Genomic DNA, 16,051 nt, shown 5'->3' on the forward strand with positions numbered 1-16,051 from the left:
TCTATAGCGTGCATCCTTGCCCTCTTGAAATTTAGGCCAGGACAGTGGCCCACACCCAAAACGTTGCATGCACAGGGCCATAGGGCTTTTCTCAGTAGCTCAAACGACCCTACTCCCTACAACCAGTCGCGTAGCTCTGAGCTGGGGATCTCACGGCGATCCCCGGTAACCGTGAGAAAAATCGTGAGAAAAATAATGAGCGGTTTTGATTCCTGTCTTTCCCTCTTCTTGAGAGAGAGAACTCAGATGGGATCCCTGTGGGCTAAGGGGCTTGTTGTTGACTTTGAACAGGAGGGATCCGGCGCAAATTCAAAAGCACCATTGCGCTAAGGGGGCGCGTGTTGGCCAGTAGCCCCACGATCAGCAGCAGCCAACTGTTCAAGGTAGTATTGTCCAGCAGCCAACCCATCAACAGAGCCGATCCTGCCCCTTCGGCAACTGCCGCCAAGATCCAAGCCCGGCTACCTTTCCAGCGCTGAGACCACAAGGCCCATTGCAGCCCACCGACGCCAACCCCCACCAGCAAACCGCGCAGCACATCTCCCATCGCCCGCAAGGCATTTTGGAGCCAGGGATCCGTCGGGTTAAAAGCAGAGGTTGCCACCCCCACCTGGGGAGCGAGGAAATCCGCCGCCGCCCAGCCCAAAGCCGTGGCCAGCAAAGTTGCAGCCACCCATCCCACCGAAACCTGCCGCCGCAACACCAGCCACTGCAGCAGCCCCATCAGCAAGCCAAGGCCGGCTCCAGCCACCGCCCCTTGTAATGATCCCAAAGCCGCCAGCAGAGGAGCCAATGCCCCCAACCCCAGGTAGCCGATCCCAGCCGCCCCCCAATTGGCCAAGAGCCAGCCCAACGCCAACCCTTTGCTCAGGCGTGGCGTATTCAACACATTCAACAACAGATGAGAACCAGACTTGCTGTTGACATGTTCCTGCCCAACCTTCTGTTCCACCTCGCGCAGCCCCTGTTCCGCTGAAGGGTTACCCGGCTCCAGCCGCAGCACCCCTTGATAGTCCATCTGGGCAAGGCCCCAATGCCCCTGTCGTTGGTGGGCCAGACCGCGGTAGAGATAGTAGCGGGCTTCGTTGGGGGCGCTCTGGATCAGCTCGTTGAGCAAATGGACGGCCATCTTGTACTCGCCTGCCTCGATCAGCCTTACCGCCCGTTGTAGCTTTTCTTCCTCGTCTGGGGCGGCTCGACCCATCGGCCGTTGGGAAGTCGGCTGGCCAAATCCGGTCGGGATCCGCGGGGGGCGAACACCTTGAGGTGAACGAGAGGAATTTGAGGGGACGAACGGGGCAGGAGGGGCAACCTTGTTTCCATAGACAGCCTGTAGCTGCTGGCTGAGCCCTTCCATGTTGGCTGGGCGGAGGGCAGGGTCTTTCTCTAGGCACTGGAGGATGACCCTCTCCAGAGCAGCAGGGATGGGGTGGGCTAGCTTGTGGTCTTGGAAGGGGCGGGGCTTTTGAAAGTTGTGGACGTGGTACCAGCCCTGCAAGGTGTCGGTATCCGGCTCGAAGGGCAGCGCACCAGTTAACAGCTCGTACAGCACCACCCCCAGCGAGTAGATGTCGGAGCGGCCATCCAGCTTTTCTCCGCGCATTTGCTCGGGCGAGGCATAGACCATCGTGCCCAAAAAATAGCCCGTCTGCGTCAGGCCACGAGAGGTCTCCCCCATGAGCTTGGAAATGCCGAAGTCCAGGATCTTGACCCGCTCTTTCCCATCGGGCCCTTTCTGCACAAAGATGTTGCTGGGTTTAATGTCGCGGTGGATGACGCCGCGAATGGAGTGCTTGCCCAGATCCATCTGAAAGTTGTGGGCGTGGTGCAGGGCAGAGCAAATTTGCAGAGCCAAGTTCACCACTCGCTCTGGGTGCAAGGGGCCTTCCCGAGCCAGCACATAGTCCAACCCCTGGCCGCTGTAGGGTTTGGCATTCAGGTACTCCATCACCAGATAGGGCTGGTTTTGGTACAGGCCGTAAGAGCGCACCTGCACGATGTTGGGGTGCTCGCCCAACAGAGCGCTGACCCTGGCCTCATCCATGAAGCGTTGCTGCAGTTGCTGGTAGTACTCTGGGCCCATGTCCGGGGGCGGCGGGCGCAACAACTTGACGGCCACCAGCTCGTCATTGAGCTGGGTATCCACCGCCTCGAACACATTGCCGTAGCCACCCTCGCTGATGTGGCGGGTCAGCCGGTAGCGGTTGCCAATCAGTTGTCCAATCAGGCGCTGGTTCATGGAGGAGGGTGGCCAGCTGGGGAGTTTACCTATGATTTGATTCTATTCAGCTTATGGGCCTAGAACCTGCTTGTGAGGGATCCGCTGCCATTGCGACCCCTTTTCCACCCCAAAAGCCAGGGATCCCGCTAGGATTGGGGCATGAGTGCTCCTTCTGCAACTGCTGCTCTATCCCCTTTCTGGCTGGAGGTTACCGAGTTTGCCCTGCAGGCCACGGCTAGCGTGGGATCCCAGCTCTTGGCAGACTTTGGCCAGGCCCACCCTACGGTTCGCGCCAGCGGGACGGAGTCCTTAAAAGCCGACGGCAGCTTGGTAACCTCTTCTGACCAGTGGGCGGATCGCGCTTTTCAAGGGGCCATTGCCGCTGCCTACCCCGATCACGGTTATCTGAGCGAGGAATCCAACCACATTTTTCCCGAGAAGGAGTGGTGTTGGGTAGTGGATCCTTTGGATGGCACCACCAATTTTGCCCGTGGGATCCCCATTTGGGGCAGCTCCTTGGCTTTGCTGCATTGGGGCATGCCGGTGTTTGGCTGTGTCCATCTGCCGCCCATCCGCCAGACTTTTTACGGTTATTGGCCTCGGTTTCCTGGGGATGCAGCAGCAGGAGCTTTTCTCACCCGCCACGACCGGGATCCCGCCTGTCCCCAGCCAATCCGTCCTAGCACCGCCTCACCCGGCCCCAACCAATTGTTCAATTTCTGTTCCCGCAGCAGCCATTGGATTAGCCCGCAATTCCCTTGCAAAGCGCGGATGTTGGGGGGCGCTGCCTACAACCTGCTGGCGGTGGCCGGTGGCAGCCTTTTGGGGGCGGTAGAACGCTCGCCCAAGATCTGGGATGTAGCGGCAGTGTGGGCCATTGTCAAGGGGGCCGGCGCCGTTTGGGAACCCCTGAGCTGCACCGATCCGGATCCCGGCCAGCCTCTCATTCCCGGCAAGGATTATGGCCGACTCACTTACCCCGCCCTGGTGGCAGCTCAAGCCGAGTGGATCCCCTTATTTCGCGCCTTCATCGCTCTGTAGCCTTCGTAAACGGCCTGCACGTTGTACCAGTTGAGGAAAAAAATCCGGCACAGCTCCAGAGCCAACTGCGAGCGGCCCTGCCGGATCAACCAGCGCAGCAGCGGTTCCACCCGCTTCTCGTTCAGCCAGCCCCCCAGGGATAAAAGGCCCCACAGGAATTGGTGCAGGGGCGTCAGTTGGATCATCAGGCGCACGGCCCAGGTGGGGTGTTTTTGGTAAAAGAGAATGCCCATGCGGCCCCGCTGCCGTTCCCGCTCAATCAATCCTGGGATCTGCTGCAGCTCAAAGGGCGGATGCCAGTGGTAGCCGGTGGCCTGGGGGCACTTGACCAGGCGCAGGCCCAAACGTTTTAGCCGCACCCCCAGCTCCAGGTCTTCCCAGCCGTAGAGGTGAAACCGCTCGTCAAAGGGGCCGGCGGGGGTTTCGCAGGCCAGCTCCAACCAATGGCGGGCAATGGCCACGTTGCCGGTGGCGAAAAAGGCTGCCGAAAAATCGGTGGGCTTGAAGGGTTCGGAGCGGGGATCCTGAAAATTGCTCGTGTTGATCACCCGCCCGTAGGTGAAGACCTTGGCCTCGTGGGGGGAGCGGGGATCCCCTGTAACGCCGTGCCGCCGCAGCATCTGGGCGTGGCTGGCCAAGAAGTGATCCACCACCACCAGGTCGCTGTCGATAAAGACGATGAGGGATCCCTGGGCGTGGCGAAACCCCAGGTTGCGGGCAGCGGCGGGGCCGCGGTGCTCCTGCTGCAACAGTTTCCACTGGGGCAAGCCAACGGGGTTGTTCTGCAGCCATTCCACTGTGCCATCGGTGGAGCCATCGTCCACCACCACCACCTCGTAGCCCTCGTAGGGGCCGGGCTGCTGCTGCGCCAGGGCCCGCAGACACTGCTCCAAAATGGGACGGCGGTTGTAGGTGGGAATGATGACGCTGATGTACACCGGGGATCCCTAGGGATGGCTGTACAGCCCTTGAGCAAAAACACCTCAGGGAAGAGGGGTTCCCACTGCCTGTTGGGCTAGAGGGCTTTTAGGAGCTCTGCCGACTGGCGCACCGTCTCGAAAAAGTAATGGACATTGGCCTCTGGAGTGCTTGGGTGAATGCCGTGGCCCAGGTTCATGATATGCCCACGGGATCCGGCTTTTCGAATCACCTCTAGGGTGCGCTGCCGGATGAACTCCGGGGATCCCAGCAACACCATTGGATCCAGATTGCCCTGCACCGCTAGGGATCCCAGGCGAGCCCTGGCCTCTGCCATATCGCTCATCCAATCGAGGCTGAACACGTCGATGCCGGCTTTGCCCACCCGCTCCAGCAAAGCGGCGCTGCCGTTGATGTAGAGGATCAGTGGCACCTGCGGATAGCGAGCTTTCACCTGATCCACAATTTGCTTTTGGTAGGGCAAGGCCCAACACTCGTAATCGGCTGGGCTGAGCTGTCCGGCCCAAGTATCGAACAACTGCACCACCTGGGCACCGCCCTCGATCTGGTAGATCACGTAGCGGGCAATGCTGTCGGCCAGCTTGCTCAGCAACTGATGCAGCAATTGCGGCTGTGTAAAGGCCAAGCTTTTGATGTGGGCATAATCTTTGGAGCTGCGCCCTTCCACGGCATAGCAGGCCAGAGTCCAGGGGGAGCCGACAAACCCCAGCAGCGTCGCTTTCCCTTCCACCTCGCGGCGCAGGGTGCTGAGAATGGTCTTGATGAAGGGCAGACTTTCTTCCGGTTCCAGGAGGCGGATGCGTTCAATTTGGGCTTGGGAACGAATCGGCGGGTCGATGATTGGCCCCTGATGCTCCACCAGCTCAAAGGGGATGCCCATGCCCTCAAGGGGGGTGAGGATATCGCTGAACAGGATCACCCCATCAGGGGCAAAGGCCCGAAACGGTTGCAACGAGATCTCGACGGCCAGCTCCGGGATCTCGCAACGCTGCTTAAAGGTGTACTTGCTTTGCAGCTCGCGGTAGGCCGCCATGTAGCGACCCGCCTGGCGCATCATCCAAACTGGAGGGCGATCCAGCACTTCCCCTCGGGCCGCCCGCAGCAAACGGTCACCCAAGTGCTCCGCACCGCTGGCGGTGGAGGAGGTGGCGCTGAGCTGAACAGGCGAGTGGGACATAGGAGGGCAATCCGGCTAAAGATCCTTATGAATCCTGACATTGTGGCGACAGCAACCGCAAGTTGGCGGCTCAGGATCCCTGCAGTTTCTTCATCGGCTGCAACTTGCTGTTACTTCTTACCCTTTTGGCCTCTGGGCTGGGATCCCCAATTAAAGTGGACATGAGATAATGACACCTGACAAGTCTGTTGAAGAACGGCTCGACAAGGATCCCCCCATTGCCGAGTTGAGAGGAAACCCCGCTTGGTTGCCCAAACCTTTAACCTGAAAGCCTACCTGAGCCAGCGTCAGCAACAGGTGGAAGAAGCTCTCTCTGCAGCTTTGGTTCCCGCCTATCCGGAGCGCATTTACGAGGCCATGCGCTACAGCCTATTGGCAGGGGGGAAGCGCCTCAGGCCGATCCTTTGTCTGGCTGCCTGCGAGTTGGCCGGCGGCACTGTGGAGCAGGCTCTGCCTACCGCCTGTGCCCTGGAAATGATCCACACCATGTCGCTGATCCATGACGATCTGCCGGCCATGGACAATGACGACTTTCGCCGCGGCAAACCCACCAACCACAAGGTGTTCGGCGAAGACATTGCCATCTTGGCGGGAGATGCCCTGCTGGCCTTTGCCTTTGAGCACATTGCTAGCCAAACTCAGGGGGTACCGCCGCAGTTGGTGTTACAGGTGATCGCCCGCATTGGCCATGCTGTGGCGGCAACCGGTTTGGTGGGGGGACAGGTGGTGGATCTGGAGTCGGAGGGCAAAGCCATTTCCCTGGAAACTTTGGAGTACATTCACAGCCACAAAACCGGCGCTCTATTGGAAGTCTCGGTGGTTTCGGGAGGGATCCTGGCGGGGGGAGATGAGGAGCTGCTGGACCGCCTGAGCCGCTACGCCCGCGATATTGGCTTGGCCTTTCAGATTGTGGACGACATTTTGGACATCACCGCCACCAGCGAGCAACTAGGCAAAACGGCAGGAAAGGATCAAGCTGCCGCCAAAGCCACCTATCCCAGCTTGTTGGGCCTAGAGGCCTCCCGGCAAAAAGCCGAGGAGCTGATTCAATCGGCCAAGGAAGCGTTGCGCCCCTATGGATCGCGGGCAGAGCCGCTGTTGGCCCTGGCGGACTTCATCACTCGCCGTCAGCATTAGGGCAGGACAAGAGGACAAGATCAGATGGGATCCCTGGAGACCCTGCTCGCATGTCTGTGCTGGAGAGCCGTATGCTGCAACAGTTGATGGCCAATCATGTCCTCTGGGTTGCTTTGCTGGCCAGTGTGTTGGCCCAAGCCATCAAGCTGATCCTTTCCTATGTGCGGTCAGGCAAGGTTAACCTGCGAGTCTTGGTGGAAACCGGGGGAATGCCCAGCTCCCACGCAGCGTTGGTGACGGCTTTGTCCGTTGGGGTGGGGATGCAGGAAGGCTGGGACAGCCTGCTGTTTGCCGCGACGGTGGTTTTCGCATTGGTGGTGATGTACGATGCCGCGGGGATCCGCCAAGCCGCTGGAAAACAGGCGCGGGTGCTGAATCGCCTCCTGGAAGAATGGTTTGAAGAAAAGGGCGCCGACCGTTTTCCAGAACCCTACCTGAAAGAATTGCTGGGCCACACTCCCGTGCAGGTCATGGCCGGCGCAGCTTTGGGGGCAGCCTGTATCACACTGTCATTTGCCCTGGGAGTAAACTAAGAGCCATTGGGGCACGTTAGAGCAGAAGTACCGCGGGGTGGTCATGGCTTCCAGTTCTCAACCTCGTCCGATCCAACGTTGCCCTTCCTGTGGCAAGCCGATCCCAGCCTACCGGTTCAAGTCTCCCTACTGCGACCACTGCGGTTGGCGGGCGGCTCCGGCAGCGCAAACCCCTCAAAAAGGTGGATCCCTGGGCCAGAAAATCGCAGCTCAGGTAAACGGGATCGGATCCCAAGGTCAACGCTTCAAGGTGCCCCCTCTGCTACAGCCGCTGCTGAACTTCAACTTTTACCTCTATCTGCTCTGGGGGATCAGCCCTCTGTTTCCGCTGGTGGTGGATCGACCCCTGCTGGCCGAATCCAACTATCTGCTCCTAATCCCGCTTTTGGTGAGCTGGGGGCTGCTTTATTTGGCGGTGCGAGATCTGCCGCTGCCGGACAATTTGCGGCTGCCGCGCCTGTTGTTGGATGTATCGTTCATCCTGCTGCCCTTCTTCCAGAAAATTAATGTGTCCAAAGCCCCCAACCGACCCTATTGGAATGCTCTGCTGATTTGGGTGATCGGGATCCTGCTGCTTGCCGCTTTGCGGCTTTGGAGCTTTAGCCTGCTCCTGACGGCGGTGACCTTGCTGTTGACCAGCTTTTGCACGCTGCTGTTCTAACCGAGATCCTTGCAAAGAACCTCAATATTATTTAATATTTAACATTTCATGAGCATTCCTGCTGCCCGTCAACGCTTTGCCCTTGAAATCCAATCGGAGCCCATCGATCTGGGTCGGGCGGCCCTCTGGATTGCCCAAGAAGCCTATCCCGATCTGGAGGTGGAAGAGTATGTGGCCGCTCTGGATGAGATGGCCGCAGAGGTGCAAGAGCGCCTTCCCCCGGAGCGTTATCCCCTGCGGGTCATCAAGATCTTGAATCACTATCTCTTTGAGGATCTGGGCTTTCGTGGCAATCGCGAAGATTATTACGACCCACGCAACAGCTTTTTGAACGAAGTGATCGATCGGCGCACCGGGATCCCGATTACGCTGTCGCTGATCTATCTAGAGCTGGCGCGGCGGATCGATTTTCCCATGGCAGGAGTGGGCATGCCCGGCCACTTTTTAATCCGGCCCCTGTTTGCAGGCGCCGAGATTTTTGTGGATCCTTTTCAGCAGGGGGAGATTTTATTTCCAGAAGATTGTCAAGAGCTTTTGTCGCAAATCTACGGGCCTGGGATCCCTTTCCAAGAACACCACCTACGCCCCACCCCTCCCCGCCTGATCTTGGTACGCTGGCTCAACAACCTCAAGCAAATTTATCTGAGCCGCGCCGAACTGGAACCCGCTTTGGCAGCAGCGGAACGGATCTTGTTGTTGATCCCTGAATCCTTGCCCCACCTAAGGGATCGCGGGCTGTTGTATTATCAGTTGGGCCGTTGGCAGCAAGCCTGCCAGGATCTCAAGCGCTACTTAAAACAGGCGCCTTTCCACCCCGAGATCAATCGCTCTGATGAGCATTTAATCCGGGAAATTGTCGAGAGATTGGAATCTCATCCCGACTCATGCTAGGAGCATGCACAATTGCTCTCAGTTGTGCGTTGTGTAAGTGTGTAAGTTTTGAGCAAGATCTGCCGTCGTTTGCAAGCAAGGCTAGGTTTCTAGCAGGGATCGGAAGCAGCCCTTACCTCTTGGCGCAAAATGGCTTCCACCAGCTTATCCAAAGCCTCTAGATCAGATAGATCATAGTTTTTTTCCCAGAGGATTTGGTTAATGCTGGACTCCTGCTGCAGAGTTAAAACCGAAGATTGTAAAACCTCATCGATGATCTGGCGAATGCTCATCTTAACCTCGCAATCGTGAGAAGAATTGATGGCTTTGGCTCATAAGCCTAGAATGCTGGAAACGCTCTGCGATAGCCATCGTGAGGATCACGTATTTTGACATCAGAATCTGGGGCGACTCATCCAAACCCTTTCGGGGAAATCGCCAATAGTACTTTTACGGACTTGAGCTATGGATGGCGCTGAAGTCTGCGAACTTCTCAGGATCTTCTGAGACAGACCTGCTCCCCATTGAGGGCAGCTTGGGCCTCATCATCTGTTGCGAAGGCGGTGCGAATGATGCGCTCACCGGGATGGCGATCCCCTGCCGAAAGGCCGAGATCCCGCACCACAAATGAGCGCTGGATCCAGCGGTCGAAGCCATCGTAGCGGGGAGAGAAGGCAGTCCGTCCGTGAACGGTGCGGCGATTGTCAATACAGAGCAGATCCCCTGTTTCCAGCTTGATGCCTCGGTAGACAGCGTGGATTCCCTTCCTCAGGGCTTCTAGAGCCAGACTGGCTTCGGGGGTGAGCCCCACCATCAGGTCTTCGTCGTAGTTCCAGAAGGGATCCTCTCGACGGCCATACAGCACCGGCAAAATGGGTCCATTGATCAGGGCTTGCCGGTTGCCGAAGGAGTAGTCGATGCCAGTGCGATACAGGGGTTCAAACAGCAGCTCCCGCTCTCGCTCTCCTAGCAGAGGCAGGACATGACGGATGCTGGCGTAGGTGGTTTCCGCCACACGATCATGGTCGGGGCGCAGGCAAAACAGCAGCAAAAACTCCGGTGAGTGGGGATGAAAAACCGTCTCGCGGTGAAACTGTAGCCGAGTGCGGGATCCCTCGGAAGATTGCACCTCTTCGCTGTCGGGAGTAGGCACCAAGTTTTGAAACAAATCCCCGTTCTTTTCTTGAATGTAGGAGACCAAATGCCCCAAGCGGCTGCCGATCATCGCCAAGCAGCGTTCGCTGACAAAAGTGGTTTTCTCCTCGGAGCGCTGCGCCAGAGCCGGTGTGCGGGTATGGTCTAGTCCGGGATCCACGGGCAAACCCCGCAGCAGCAGGATCCCTTCCGAATTGGAATACAACTGAAACTCCAGCAAGGCCCGCCGCAGATAACGGGGCAGCTCATCTGCCCGCATCTCGCAGTCCAGGAGAAATTCTTCTGTTTCCCGATAGGGATCGGGCCCAGGTGCCAAAAACAGGTTTATCGTCTTTTCATCAAAGCCCCGACAATCGATCAGCAGGCATCCTTTTGCAAGCTGTGAAGTCTTCATCACGATCCCTCACCACCCACTGCCCTAGTCATAGCAGCCACAGCAACTTTTGAGCAGGGATCCTACACTCAAAACCCAATCTCGGCGAGTGTAGCGCACTACCCTTCGGTGCTAGAACCTCAGTCTGAGGCGGGGCAGAGTTTTGCTTGCTGCATCAGAAGTTAACTGGGGATCCCCATGTCTGGGCAAGATGTCCATTAGGATGAGTTCCAGGGGCTGGCCAGCGCGGGGAACCGGCGTAAAGTGGGCAAAGTGGGATCTGCCGAGCGCTGGGTTATGGGGAAAGCTTCAACAAACTCGCAGGCGAGGTTGCAACACCATGGCACCAACTTGGCAAACCGATGGGCATACTTGGTTCCTTCTGCCCCCTCAACCCCGCGCCGTCGTTCACTTTCTGGGTGGAGCTTTTGTGGGAGCTGCCCCGCAAGTGTTCTACAGCCGCCTGCTGGAAGAACTGGCCCGTATGGGCATGGCCGTTGTTGCCACCCCCTACACCACCGATATCGATCACGCCCAACTGGCGCTCAACGCAGCCCAATCTTTGCACAGAAGCCTGCAAAGCAAGGGTTTGCTGGAGTTGCCCCTGTTTGGTTTGGGTCATAGCCTGGGCTGTAAGTTGCAGATCCTCTCTTGTCTAGCCGTTCCTTCTCTGGGATCCCGTCGGCGAGGCAATATTTTTCTGGCCTACAGCAACGCTGGGTTGGATCGGGCTTTGCCATTGCTGCGGCTGTTGGCCCAAGCTTGGCCTCAACAACAGCTCGCCGATCTGTGGCGGATGTGGATGGGATCCTCCTCGCCACCTGTGAATCTGTGGTTAGAGTTCGAGCCTTCCCCAGCAGAAACCAACCGCTTAATTGAGGAGCAGTATCCGGTTAGAAACAACCTGCTCGTAGAATTTCGACAGGATGATATTGACGACATTCCTCTGCTCTACCAGCAGCTTTGCCGCAAGTATCAAGGCTATACCGAGTGGCAGCATCTCGAGGGGGATCACCTCACTCCACTGGGTTTTAGCTATCCTTTCCAAGTCGGGGAGGAGTTCAGCCCCATCGATGCTTTTGGACAGTTGATCTACCAGAACCTACTGGCCCCCAACCACCAAATGATCCGAAGCATCCGAGCCTGGCTGACAACCCAATTGGCCCATTGACATTCTTCCCACGGCTCAAGTCAACGGATTTTTTCACAGCTTGCAGGATTTCTCCCGCTCACTGTTGGCAAGCGGGCGGCAGGTCTTGCTACTCCATCCTTGCGGATGCAGGAGGATGCCATAACCCCAGATACTTTGGCCTTCCATTTCAAACTAGATTGAAACACTCCCTAAGCGTTCTCCGCTGCCGCCCTACCCCCAGCAAGAGAGGGGAGCTAGATGGAAATGTTTCATTCCGGCTTAAAACGACTAGAAAAGCTGCGTCACAACCTCGCTAGCGGAGCTACTGCATTGGTGTAGCTCAGGTGTAGCTCATGACCGCCCATTTACTGATCAAGCCAGCTCAAATCGGAGAGCAGATCTTGAGAGTAGGAAGAGGGGGACTGCGCTTGCAGATGAAACAACATCTGAAGGGTATCGCTCATCAGAAAGTAACAGGTCAAAACGCCGCCGGCAGCCACAGCCACCAGTGTCCCTGCCAACATGCGCGAGAACTCCTGACTCTGAAAAGCCTGCTCCATCAGGCGCAGTGCCCAGAATCCCAGTAGGACAACAATAGCAAGGATGATCAACATATCGTAATTTATTGTAACAAGTCTGCTGCTCAACGGCCATTGACAGAATTGAATAAGAACATAAGGACTCCCCTTGTCCCTCATGCTCCATGACTCTGAGTCAGTGTACAGAAGGGCTTGGCGTGCCTGGATTTGCAGCCCTTTTCGGTTGCCCTTGCTGCAGGCCATGAGCACAAAAGGGATCCCACCAGCGAAGATTGCAGGTTGGGCCGGCGTTCAAGCGGGCTACAGCCGACGCCCGTTATCGGAAATGCGGGCGGATCAGGAGCTGATGTGGCTGATTCAGGTGGGGCTGTTGCGACGGGAAGTGGATGGGCAGGGGATCACCGACCGGTATCGTCTGGCACCTCTGGGTCGGCAGTTGCTGCAAGATCTGGAGAGGGATGAAGCTTTTGCCGGGATCTCGGCAAGCTGGGCAGACCGCCTGCGCAATAGGCTGACCCGCTGGCGGCTGCTCCCCTGAGGATCCCCTACACTGGATCCAACTTTCAACGCCGCTCTCGAGGGGGGATATGGTACGGCCAAGGTTGATGCGTGTGCCCGGATCCCTGGCACTCCAACGTCCACTCCAAACCTCTTTGCAGCGGCGCAGCCAAGCAATTAACCGGCGCAGCAAGTCTATCTACCGCAAAACCCGCTCCCTCTACCGACGCAACTTGCCCCTTTATCTGCGCAATTTGCTGTTGCAATACCGCACCAGCCTTATCTACAACCTCAAAGCCAGGCCCATATGCAGAACTCGTCGAGGATAGCAAGCCCCCCTCTGGATCCCAGCACAACAGTCTTCACCCCGTCGGAGTTGGTGATGGAGATTGTCCACCCCCAAGCCTGTGTAACCCCGTAGGAGGGGTACTTCTTGCAGGAGACTATTGGATTGTGAAGCGGCCAACTCCCACCTTCTCGCCGTTGACATGAATCTCGACGCGGTAGCGGCCGGTGTAGGGCTGGCTGAAGCTCAAATAGCCTTGCACCGTGTCGCCGGGATCCCAGGGAACATCTAGCCTGCGGATCAGTTGCTCGCCCCCAGCTTCTCCGCCCTCGTAGTACCAGAGCATCTCCACCTTGGCGTTGGCAGGAAGGTTGCCCACCGGCAAGATGGCCCAGATCAAGGTGTCAGTGGTCTTGAACTCGGTTGTGGCCTCGCCAGGGCTGCCGTCCCCCCGACCTCGGTACAGGCCGATTGTCCTTAGCCCCGCCTCTTTGGGGGTTCCTTGGCTGTAGGCACGGGCATCCGCCTGCGCTTCCTGACCTAGGCGATCCAGCTCGGCCAGCAAATCTTCCTGCTGCTTCAGGGCATCGGTTGCTTCCTGCAGCCACCGGGCGATCTGCCGCTCTGCGGTTGGGGCTTCCGAAACCGGGGAAGAAGGCTGTGCAATCGCCCCGCTGAGGTTGCGAATGGGAAAACCCTGAGCTGTCCCCACCTCGCTGCCCAGTAAGTTCAGCCAGCGGCTTCGCACTTCGGACGTCATCTCTGGCTTTGCGGCATAGGCAATGCGCACACTGCCGCTTGGGCCTCGGGTGATCCGGCCAATCTCATGTTCCTCAACTCCACTCACCGTTCCACGACAGCCAGCACTGCGAAACTCGTAGAGCACATCTTCTTCGCTCTCCCGATGGAACTCCCAAGTCGTTTGGGGACAGTTGGCCAGGAGGTTGTCCCGCATGTGGTTGGCGAGAAAGCGCGGCGATCCCTCGACATGAACGTCCATGACGGAGAGCATCTCTCTCCAAGAGGCCAAGCTCTCTCCGGGCCGTGTGAGAAGGGTTAGAGTAACCCCTTCTAGGACTTGATGATCGGCGAAAACCCACTCCCCTGGATCCCCCTCGATGACGACGTTTCCCGAGGGGCTGATGAAAGCGGATGCAAACAGCAGGCTGGCAAAAAGATTCAACACAATGCCCTTCCTTATCCTGGGATTTGTACTTGAAAATGAGATAGGACGACTTTCAAGCCGCTCACTGGGCAAGCAAAGAAGGGCTGGACAAAGAGGCTAGAGTCTTCGTCGTTGCCGTTTACAAGGCTCACCTCAGGAAAATCTCGATAGATCCCTACAGCTTGATTTTGCTGACCTTACCAAAACGTCAATTGACCCCCCCAAAACATTGACCAGCCTAGCACAATTGAGCTCAATTCTGAACCCCACTTTGCAGAAATGCCGTGTTTTTCTGATGAGTATATCCATTTACATTGAACAGATATCAGCCTGTTCGTTCAGAAACCTCATGGCAATTGAAAGCTGGTTACTGTAGTAAGTCACTGCGGCCAACTGAAGAGGAGATCTTTCCGGTAATTAGCCAGTTATCCCCCAAGGTCTCCAGCCGCGGCTCCACCAGTTGCCAGCTTTGGTTGATATCAGGGATCCCCTCCCCTGCTACCGGGGTTGGCGCAGCGGCTCCGCCTAGGATCTTGGGAGCGATGAAGGCAGCTACTTTCTGGATCGCCCCATCTTTGAGGGCTGCCCAGGCCAGCGTGCCCCCGCATTCCCAGAGGGCACTCAGACACCCCCGCTGAAAGAGCACCTGTGCCGCCCGCGAGGGGGTTACTTGGGGCAGATGCAGCAGCTCCACCCCCTGCTTGGCCAGGGATCCCCAGAGGGGATGGATCTTTGGGGCTTCCGTGATCACCAATGTCGGCGCTTCTTCCACCTGCCACAGATGGGCAGAAGGGGGCAGGTTCAGAGAACGGCTGAGAACAACCCGCAACGGCTGGGATCCCTGCAACTCCGCCAGGCGACAGGTGAGGCGCGGGTTATCCTGCCAAACGGTTCGGGATCCAACGATGACGGCATCATGCCAGGCCCGCTGTTGGTGTACCCACTGCCGCGCCGGAGAGTTGCTGATCCAGCGGCTGTGGCCGGTGGCGGCGGCGCTCTTGCCATCCAGGGTCATGGCGTATTTCAGCAGGCCGAAACACTGTTGCCGCACAATGGCGAAGGCAAACCCCTCGTTCAGCTCCTGGCACTCCCGCTCCAGCACTCCCACCGTCACGTCGATCCCTGCCTCCTGCAGGCGGCGGATCCCTTTGCCAGCCACCAAGGGATTGGGATCCTGCATCCCCACCACCACCCGCCGGATCCCGGCAGCTAGGATGGCCTCGGTACAGGGAGGGGTACGGCCATAGTGGTTGCAGGGCTCCAGGTTGACGTAGAGCGTTGCCCCTCTGGCCAGGGATCCCGCCTGTTGCAGAGCCAACACCTCGGCATGAGGCTGCCCTGCCCCCGGATGAATGCCTTCTCCCACCACCCGATCCTCCTGCACGATCACGCAGCCCACCCGTGGATTGGGAGAGGGACGCTGAGGTGTGGAACGGGCCAGGGATAGACACCGTTCCATCCACTGCTGATCCGAAATCATAAAATGGGCATCCGCTCCAGAGCGGCTCAAGCCGGTGACAAGGCTGCCAACTTGCGGTTGAAAGCTGCAATTGCCTTGGATTCTAGCTCTGCCACCTGCAATGCGTAGTCGCGGGCGCGGGCCTTTTGTTCGTTGCTGACAATCTCTCCCGAACGCAGGCGATCCAACAAATCGAAGGGATCCAACACCTCATCCATCGGGAAGCGGCCCAGATGAATCATGATCGGCAGGCATATTCTTCGCCAAGAATCAGAGCGGAAGTGAGCGTGGGTGATTCCCTCTCTCCCAGCTTGAGGGTGGGACGAGCCTTGCGGCCAACCACCACCTGGCGATGGGTCTCGATCACTGCTCTGGCCCGATCCAGATCTTGATTTTTCCAATCCACAGCCAGCCTGAGGCGGTGGGCGATGAAATCCGCAGTGGCGATGTAGAGGAGAGAGGGATCGATGAAAGCATAAGCCCGCGTCTGGGCAGTTGACACCACCGTTGCACAAAACGCCGGGAAGGTGATCCCCGCCTCCACCACCGTGGTCACCCCTGAGCGGATCCCCGCCTCATCCGCAGGCAAACAAAAATCCCCCACCGACGTGAAAACCCAGTTGCCCGATTTTGTCCAATCCCTGGTCGGGATCCAGCAGATGTGCGTTGATAAACAGGGTGGCAGCCACCAGAACTCCTGTCAACAAGGCGTTAGACCGGTATTGCGGCAAGGTAAAACACTTTTTTCTTGCAATTTGTAGGCTCAACTACAAAATCCGACGCGGAGAAGACCGCAATCTGAGCGTGATACCTGCTACATCTGCCGTTTCGACAAACAGGCTCTAATATTGGGATGGTTATTCTA

Annotated in this window: 18 protein-coding genes; 8 read left to right on the forward strand and 10 right to left on the reverse strand. The window is 57.8% G+C overall.

Translation table 11 applies throughout. The features are described 5' to 3' along the window. Positions 1-262: 262 nt before the first annotated feature. Complete coding sequence (locus NW805_RS02480) at positions 263-2,239, reverse strand: protein kinase domain-containing protein (RefSeq protein WP_414421540.1); 1,977 nt, start codon at positions 2,237-2,239, stop codon at positions 263-265. Between the two features lie 141 nt (positions 2,240-2,380). On the opposite strand from NW805_RS02480, the gene NW805_RS02485 reads away from it, so the two are divergent. Beyond that, positions 2,381-3,262 carry an inositol monophosphatase family protein gene (locus NW805_RS02485; protein ID WP_414421541.1) on the forward strand — a complete coding sequence of 294 codons (882 nt, stop codon included), beginning with the start codon at positions 2,381-2,383 and terminating at the stop codon, positions 3,260-3,262. On the opposite strand, the gene NW805_RS02490 is transcribed toward NW805_RS02485, so the two are convergent. Together NW805_RS02490 and hemE are read right to left on the reverse strand one after the other, a co-directional pair. Then, a complete protein-coding gene (locus NW805_RS02490; RefSeq protein ID WP_414421542.1) occupies positions 3,217-4,200 on the reverse strand; it encodes a glycosyltransferase family 2 protein in 984 nt (327 codons plus the stop codon). The genes NW805_RS02485 and NW805_RS02490 overlap by 46 nt on opposite strands. Before the next feature lie 77 nt (positions 4,201-4,277). Continuing rightward, positions 4,278-5,378 (reverse strand): uroporphyrinogen decarboxylase, encoded by a 1,101-nt coding sequence (gene hemE, locus NW805_RS02495; protein ID WP_414421543.1) that lies wholly within the window; start codon positions 5,376-5,378, stop codon positions 4,278-4,280. Between the two features lie 243 nt (positions 5,379-5,621). Between hemE and crtE the strand changes: the two genes are divergently transcribed. From crtE to NW805_RS02515, 4 genes are read left to right on the forward strand one after another with little or no spacing between them, the layout of a single operon-like run. After that, positions 5,622-6,515 carry a geranylgeranyl diphosphate synthase CrtE gene (gene crtE, locus NW805_RS02500; protein ID WP_414328882.1) on the forward strand — a complete coding sequence of 298 codons (894 nt, stop codon included), beginning with the start codon at positions 5,622-5,624 and terminating at the stop codon, positions 6,513-6,515. A 50-nt stretch (positions 6,516-6,565) separates the two neighbouring features. Further along, complete coding sequence (locus NW805_RS02505) at positions 6,566-7,048, forward strand: divergent PAP2 family protein (RefSeq protein ID WP_414421544.1); 483 nt, start codon at positions 6,566-6,568, stop codon at positions 7,046-7,048. Between the two features lie 43 nt (positions 7,049-7,091). Further along, positions 7,092-7,709 carry a hypothetical protein gene (locus NW805_RS02510; RefSeq protein WP_414421545.1) on the forward strand — a complete coding sequence of 206 codons (618 nt, stop codon included), beginning with the start codon at positions 7,092-7,094 and terminating at the stop codon, positions 7,707-7,709. Between the two features lie 48 nt (positions 7,710-7,757). Beyond that, positions 7,758-8,600, forward strand: a complete 843-nt coding sequence (locus NW805_RS02515) for a SirB1 family protein (protein ID WP_414421546.1) — start codon at positions 7,758-7,760, stop codon at positions 8,598-8,600. A gap of 89 nt (positions 8,601-8,689) precedes the next feature. Here NW805_RS02515 and NW805_RS02520 read toward each other — a convergent pair whose 3' ends face one another. Together NW805_RS02520 and NW805_RS02525 are read right to left on the reverse strand one after the other, a co-directional pair. Next, entirely contained in the window at positions 8,690-8,872 is a 183-nt protein-coding gene (locus tag NW805_RS02520; RefSeq protein WP_414342619.1) for a hypothetical protein, read from the reverse strand. 200 nt (positions 8,873-9,072) lie between these two features. After that, the gene (locus NW805_RS02525; protein ID WP_414421547.1) at positions 9,073-10,128 is read right to left on the reverse strand and encodes a TauD/TfdA family dioxygenase; all 1,056 of its coding nucleotides are present in this window, start codon (positions 10,126-10,128) and stop codon (positions 9,073-9,075) included. A 319-nt stretch (positions 10,129-10,447) separates the two neighbouring features. On the opposite strand from NW805_RS02525, the gene NW805_RS02530 reads away from it, so the two are divergent. Next, positions 10,448-11,278: a DUF1350 family protein gene (locus NW805_RS02530; protein ID WP_414421548.1), complete on the forward strand. Its 831-nt coding sequence runs from the start codon at positions 10,448-10,450 to the stop codon at positions 11,276-11,278. Positions 11,279-11,604: 326 nt separating this feature from the next. Here the strand turns inward: NW805_RS02530 and NW805_RS02535 are convergent, their stop codons facing one another. Continuing rightward, positions 11,605-11,853, reverse strand: a complete 249-nt coding sequence (locus NW805_RS02535) for a hypothetical protein (protein WP_011433446.1) — start codon at positions 11,851-11,853, stop codon at positions 11,605-11,607. Positions 11,854-11,935: 82 nt separating this feature from the next. On the opposite strand from NW805_RS02535, the gene NW805_RS02540 reads away from it, so the two are divergent. After that, positions 11,936-12,316 (forward strand): Npun_F0494 family protein, encoded by a 381-nt coding sequence (locus tag NW805_RS02540; RefSeq protein WP_414421701.1) that lies wholly within the window; start codon positions 11,936-11,938, stop codon positions 12,314-12,316. Positions 12,317-12,383: 67 nt separating this feature from the next. Continuing rightward, a complete protein-coding gene (locus NW805_RS02545) occupies positions 12,384-12,605 on the forward strand; it encodes a hypothetical protein (RefSeq protein ID WP_414421702.1) in 222 nt (73 codons plus the stop codon). Between the two features lie 114 nt (positions 12,606-12,719). Here NW805_RS02545 and NW805_RS02550 read toward each other — a convergent pair whose 3' ends face one another. From NW805_RS02550 to NW805_RS02565, 4 genes are all read right to left on the reverse strand, one after another. Next, entirely contained in the window at positions 12,720-13,748 is a 1,029-nt protein-coding gene (locus NW805_RS02550) for a hypothetical protein (protein ID WP_414421549.1), read from the reverse strand. A gap of 346 nt (positions 13,749-14,094) precedes the next feature. Then, positions 14,095-15,207 (reverse strand): bifunctional diaminohydroxyphosphoribosylaminopyrimidine deaminase/5-amino-6-(5-phosphoribosylamino)uracil reductase RibD, encoded by a 1,113-nt coding sequence (gene ribD, locus NW805_RS02555; RefSeq protein ID WP_414421550.1) that lies wholly within the window; start codon positions 15,205-15,207, stop codon positions 14,095-14,097. Between the two features lie 26 nt (positions 15,208-15,233). Continuing rightward, on the reverse strand, positions 15,234-15,428 hold the full coding sequence (locus tag NW805_RS02560; protein ID WP_011433441.1) for a hypothetical protein: 195 nt from the start codon (positions 15,426-15,428) through the stop codon (positions 15,234-15,236). Beyond that, positions 15,425-15,775 (reverse strand): hypothetical protein, encoded by a 351-nt coding sequence (locus NW805_RS02565; RefSeq protein WP_414421551.1) that lies wholly within the window; start codon positions 15,773-15,775, stop codon positions 15,425-15,427. Before NW805_RS02565 ends, NW805_RS02560 begins: the two co-directional genes overlap by 4 nt. Positions 15,776-16,051 lie beyond the last annotated feature (276 nt).

It is taken from the genome of Synechococcus sp. W60.1, assembly GCF_047461575.1.
Classification (GTDB): domain Bacteria; phylum Cyanobacteriota; class Cyanobacteriia; order Thermostichales; family Thermostichaceae; genus Thermostichus.

What these genes read in the sequence shown, in the direction of transcription:
- NW805_RS02480 (WP_414421540.1), bottom strand. Translation starts at nt 2,239, where the DNA reads ATGAACCAGCGCCTGATTGGACAACTGATTGGCAACCGCTACCGGCTG.
- NW805_RS02485 (WP_414421541.1), top strand. Translation starts at nt 2,381, where the DNA reads ATGAGTGCTCCTTCTGCAACTGCTGCTCTATCCCCTTTCTGGCTGGAG.
- hemE (WP_414421543.1), bottom strand. Translation starts at nt 5,378, where the DNA reads ATGTCCCACTCGCCTGTTCAGCTCAGCGCCACCTCCTCCACCGCCAGC.
- NW805_RS02505 (WP_414421544.1), top strand. Translation starts at nt 6,566, where the DNA reads ATGTCTGTGCTGGAGAGCCGTATGCTGCAACAGTTGATGGCCAATCAT.
- NW805_RS02510 (WP_414421545.1), top strand. Translation starts at nt 7,092, where the DNA reads ATGGCTTCCAGTTCTCAACCTCGTCCGATCCAACGTTGCCCTTCCTGT.
- NW805_RS02515 (WP_414421546.1), top strand. Translation starts at nt 7,758, where the DNA reads ATGAGCATTCCTGCTGCCCGTCAACGCTTTGCCCTTGAAATCCAATCG.
- NW805_RS02520 (WP_414342619.1), bottom strand. Translation starts at nt 8,872, where the DNA reads ATGAGCATTCGCCAGATCATCGATGAGGTTTTACAATCTTCGGTTTTA.
- NW805_RS02525 (WP_414421547.1), bottom strand. Translation starts at nt 10,128, where the DNA reads ATGAAGACTTCACAGCTTGCAAAAGGATGCCTGCTGATCGATTGTCGG.
- NW805_RS02530 (WP_414421548.1), top strand. Translation starts at nt 10,448, where the DNA reads ATGGCACCAACTTGGCAAACCGATGGGCATACTTGGTTCCTTCTGCCC.
- NW805_RS02535 (WP_011433446.1), bottom strand. Translation starts at nt 11,853, where the DNA reads ATGTTGATCATCCTTGCTATTGTTGTCCTACTGGGATTCTGGGCACTG.
- NW805_RS02540 (WP_414421701.1), top strand. Translation starts at nt 11,936, where the DNA reads ATGCTCCATGACTCTGAGTCAGTGTACAGAAGGGCTTGGCGTGCCTGG.
- NW805_RS02545 (WP_414421702.1), top strand. Translation starts at nt 12,384, where the DNA reads ATGCGTGTGCCCGGATCCCTGGCACTCCAACGTCCACTCCAAACCTCT.
- ribD (WP_414421550.1), bottom strand. Translation starts at nt 15,207, where the DNA reads ATGATTTCGGATCAGCAGTGGATGGAACGGTGTCTATCCCTGGCCCGT.
- NW805_RS02560 (WP_011433441.1), bottom strand. Translation starts at nt 15,428, where the DNA reads ATGATTCATCTGGGCCGCTTCCCGATGGATGAGGTGTTGGATCCCTTC.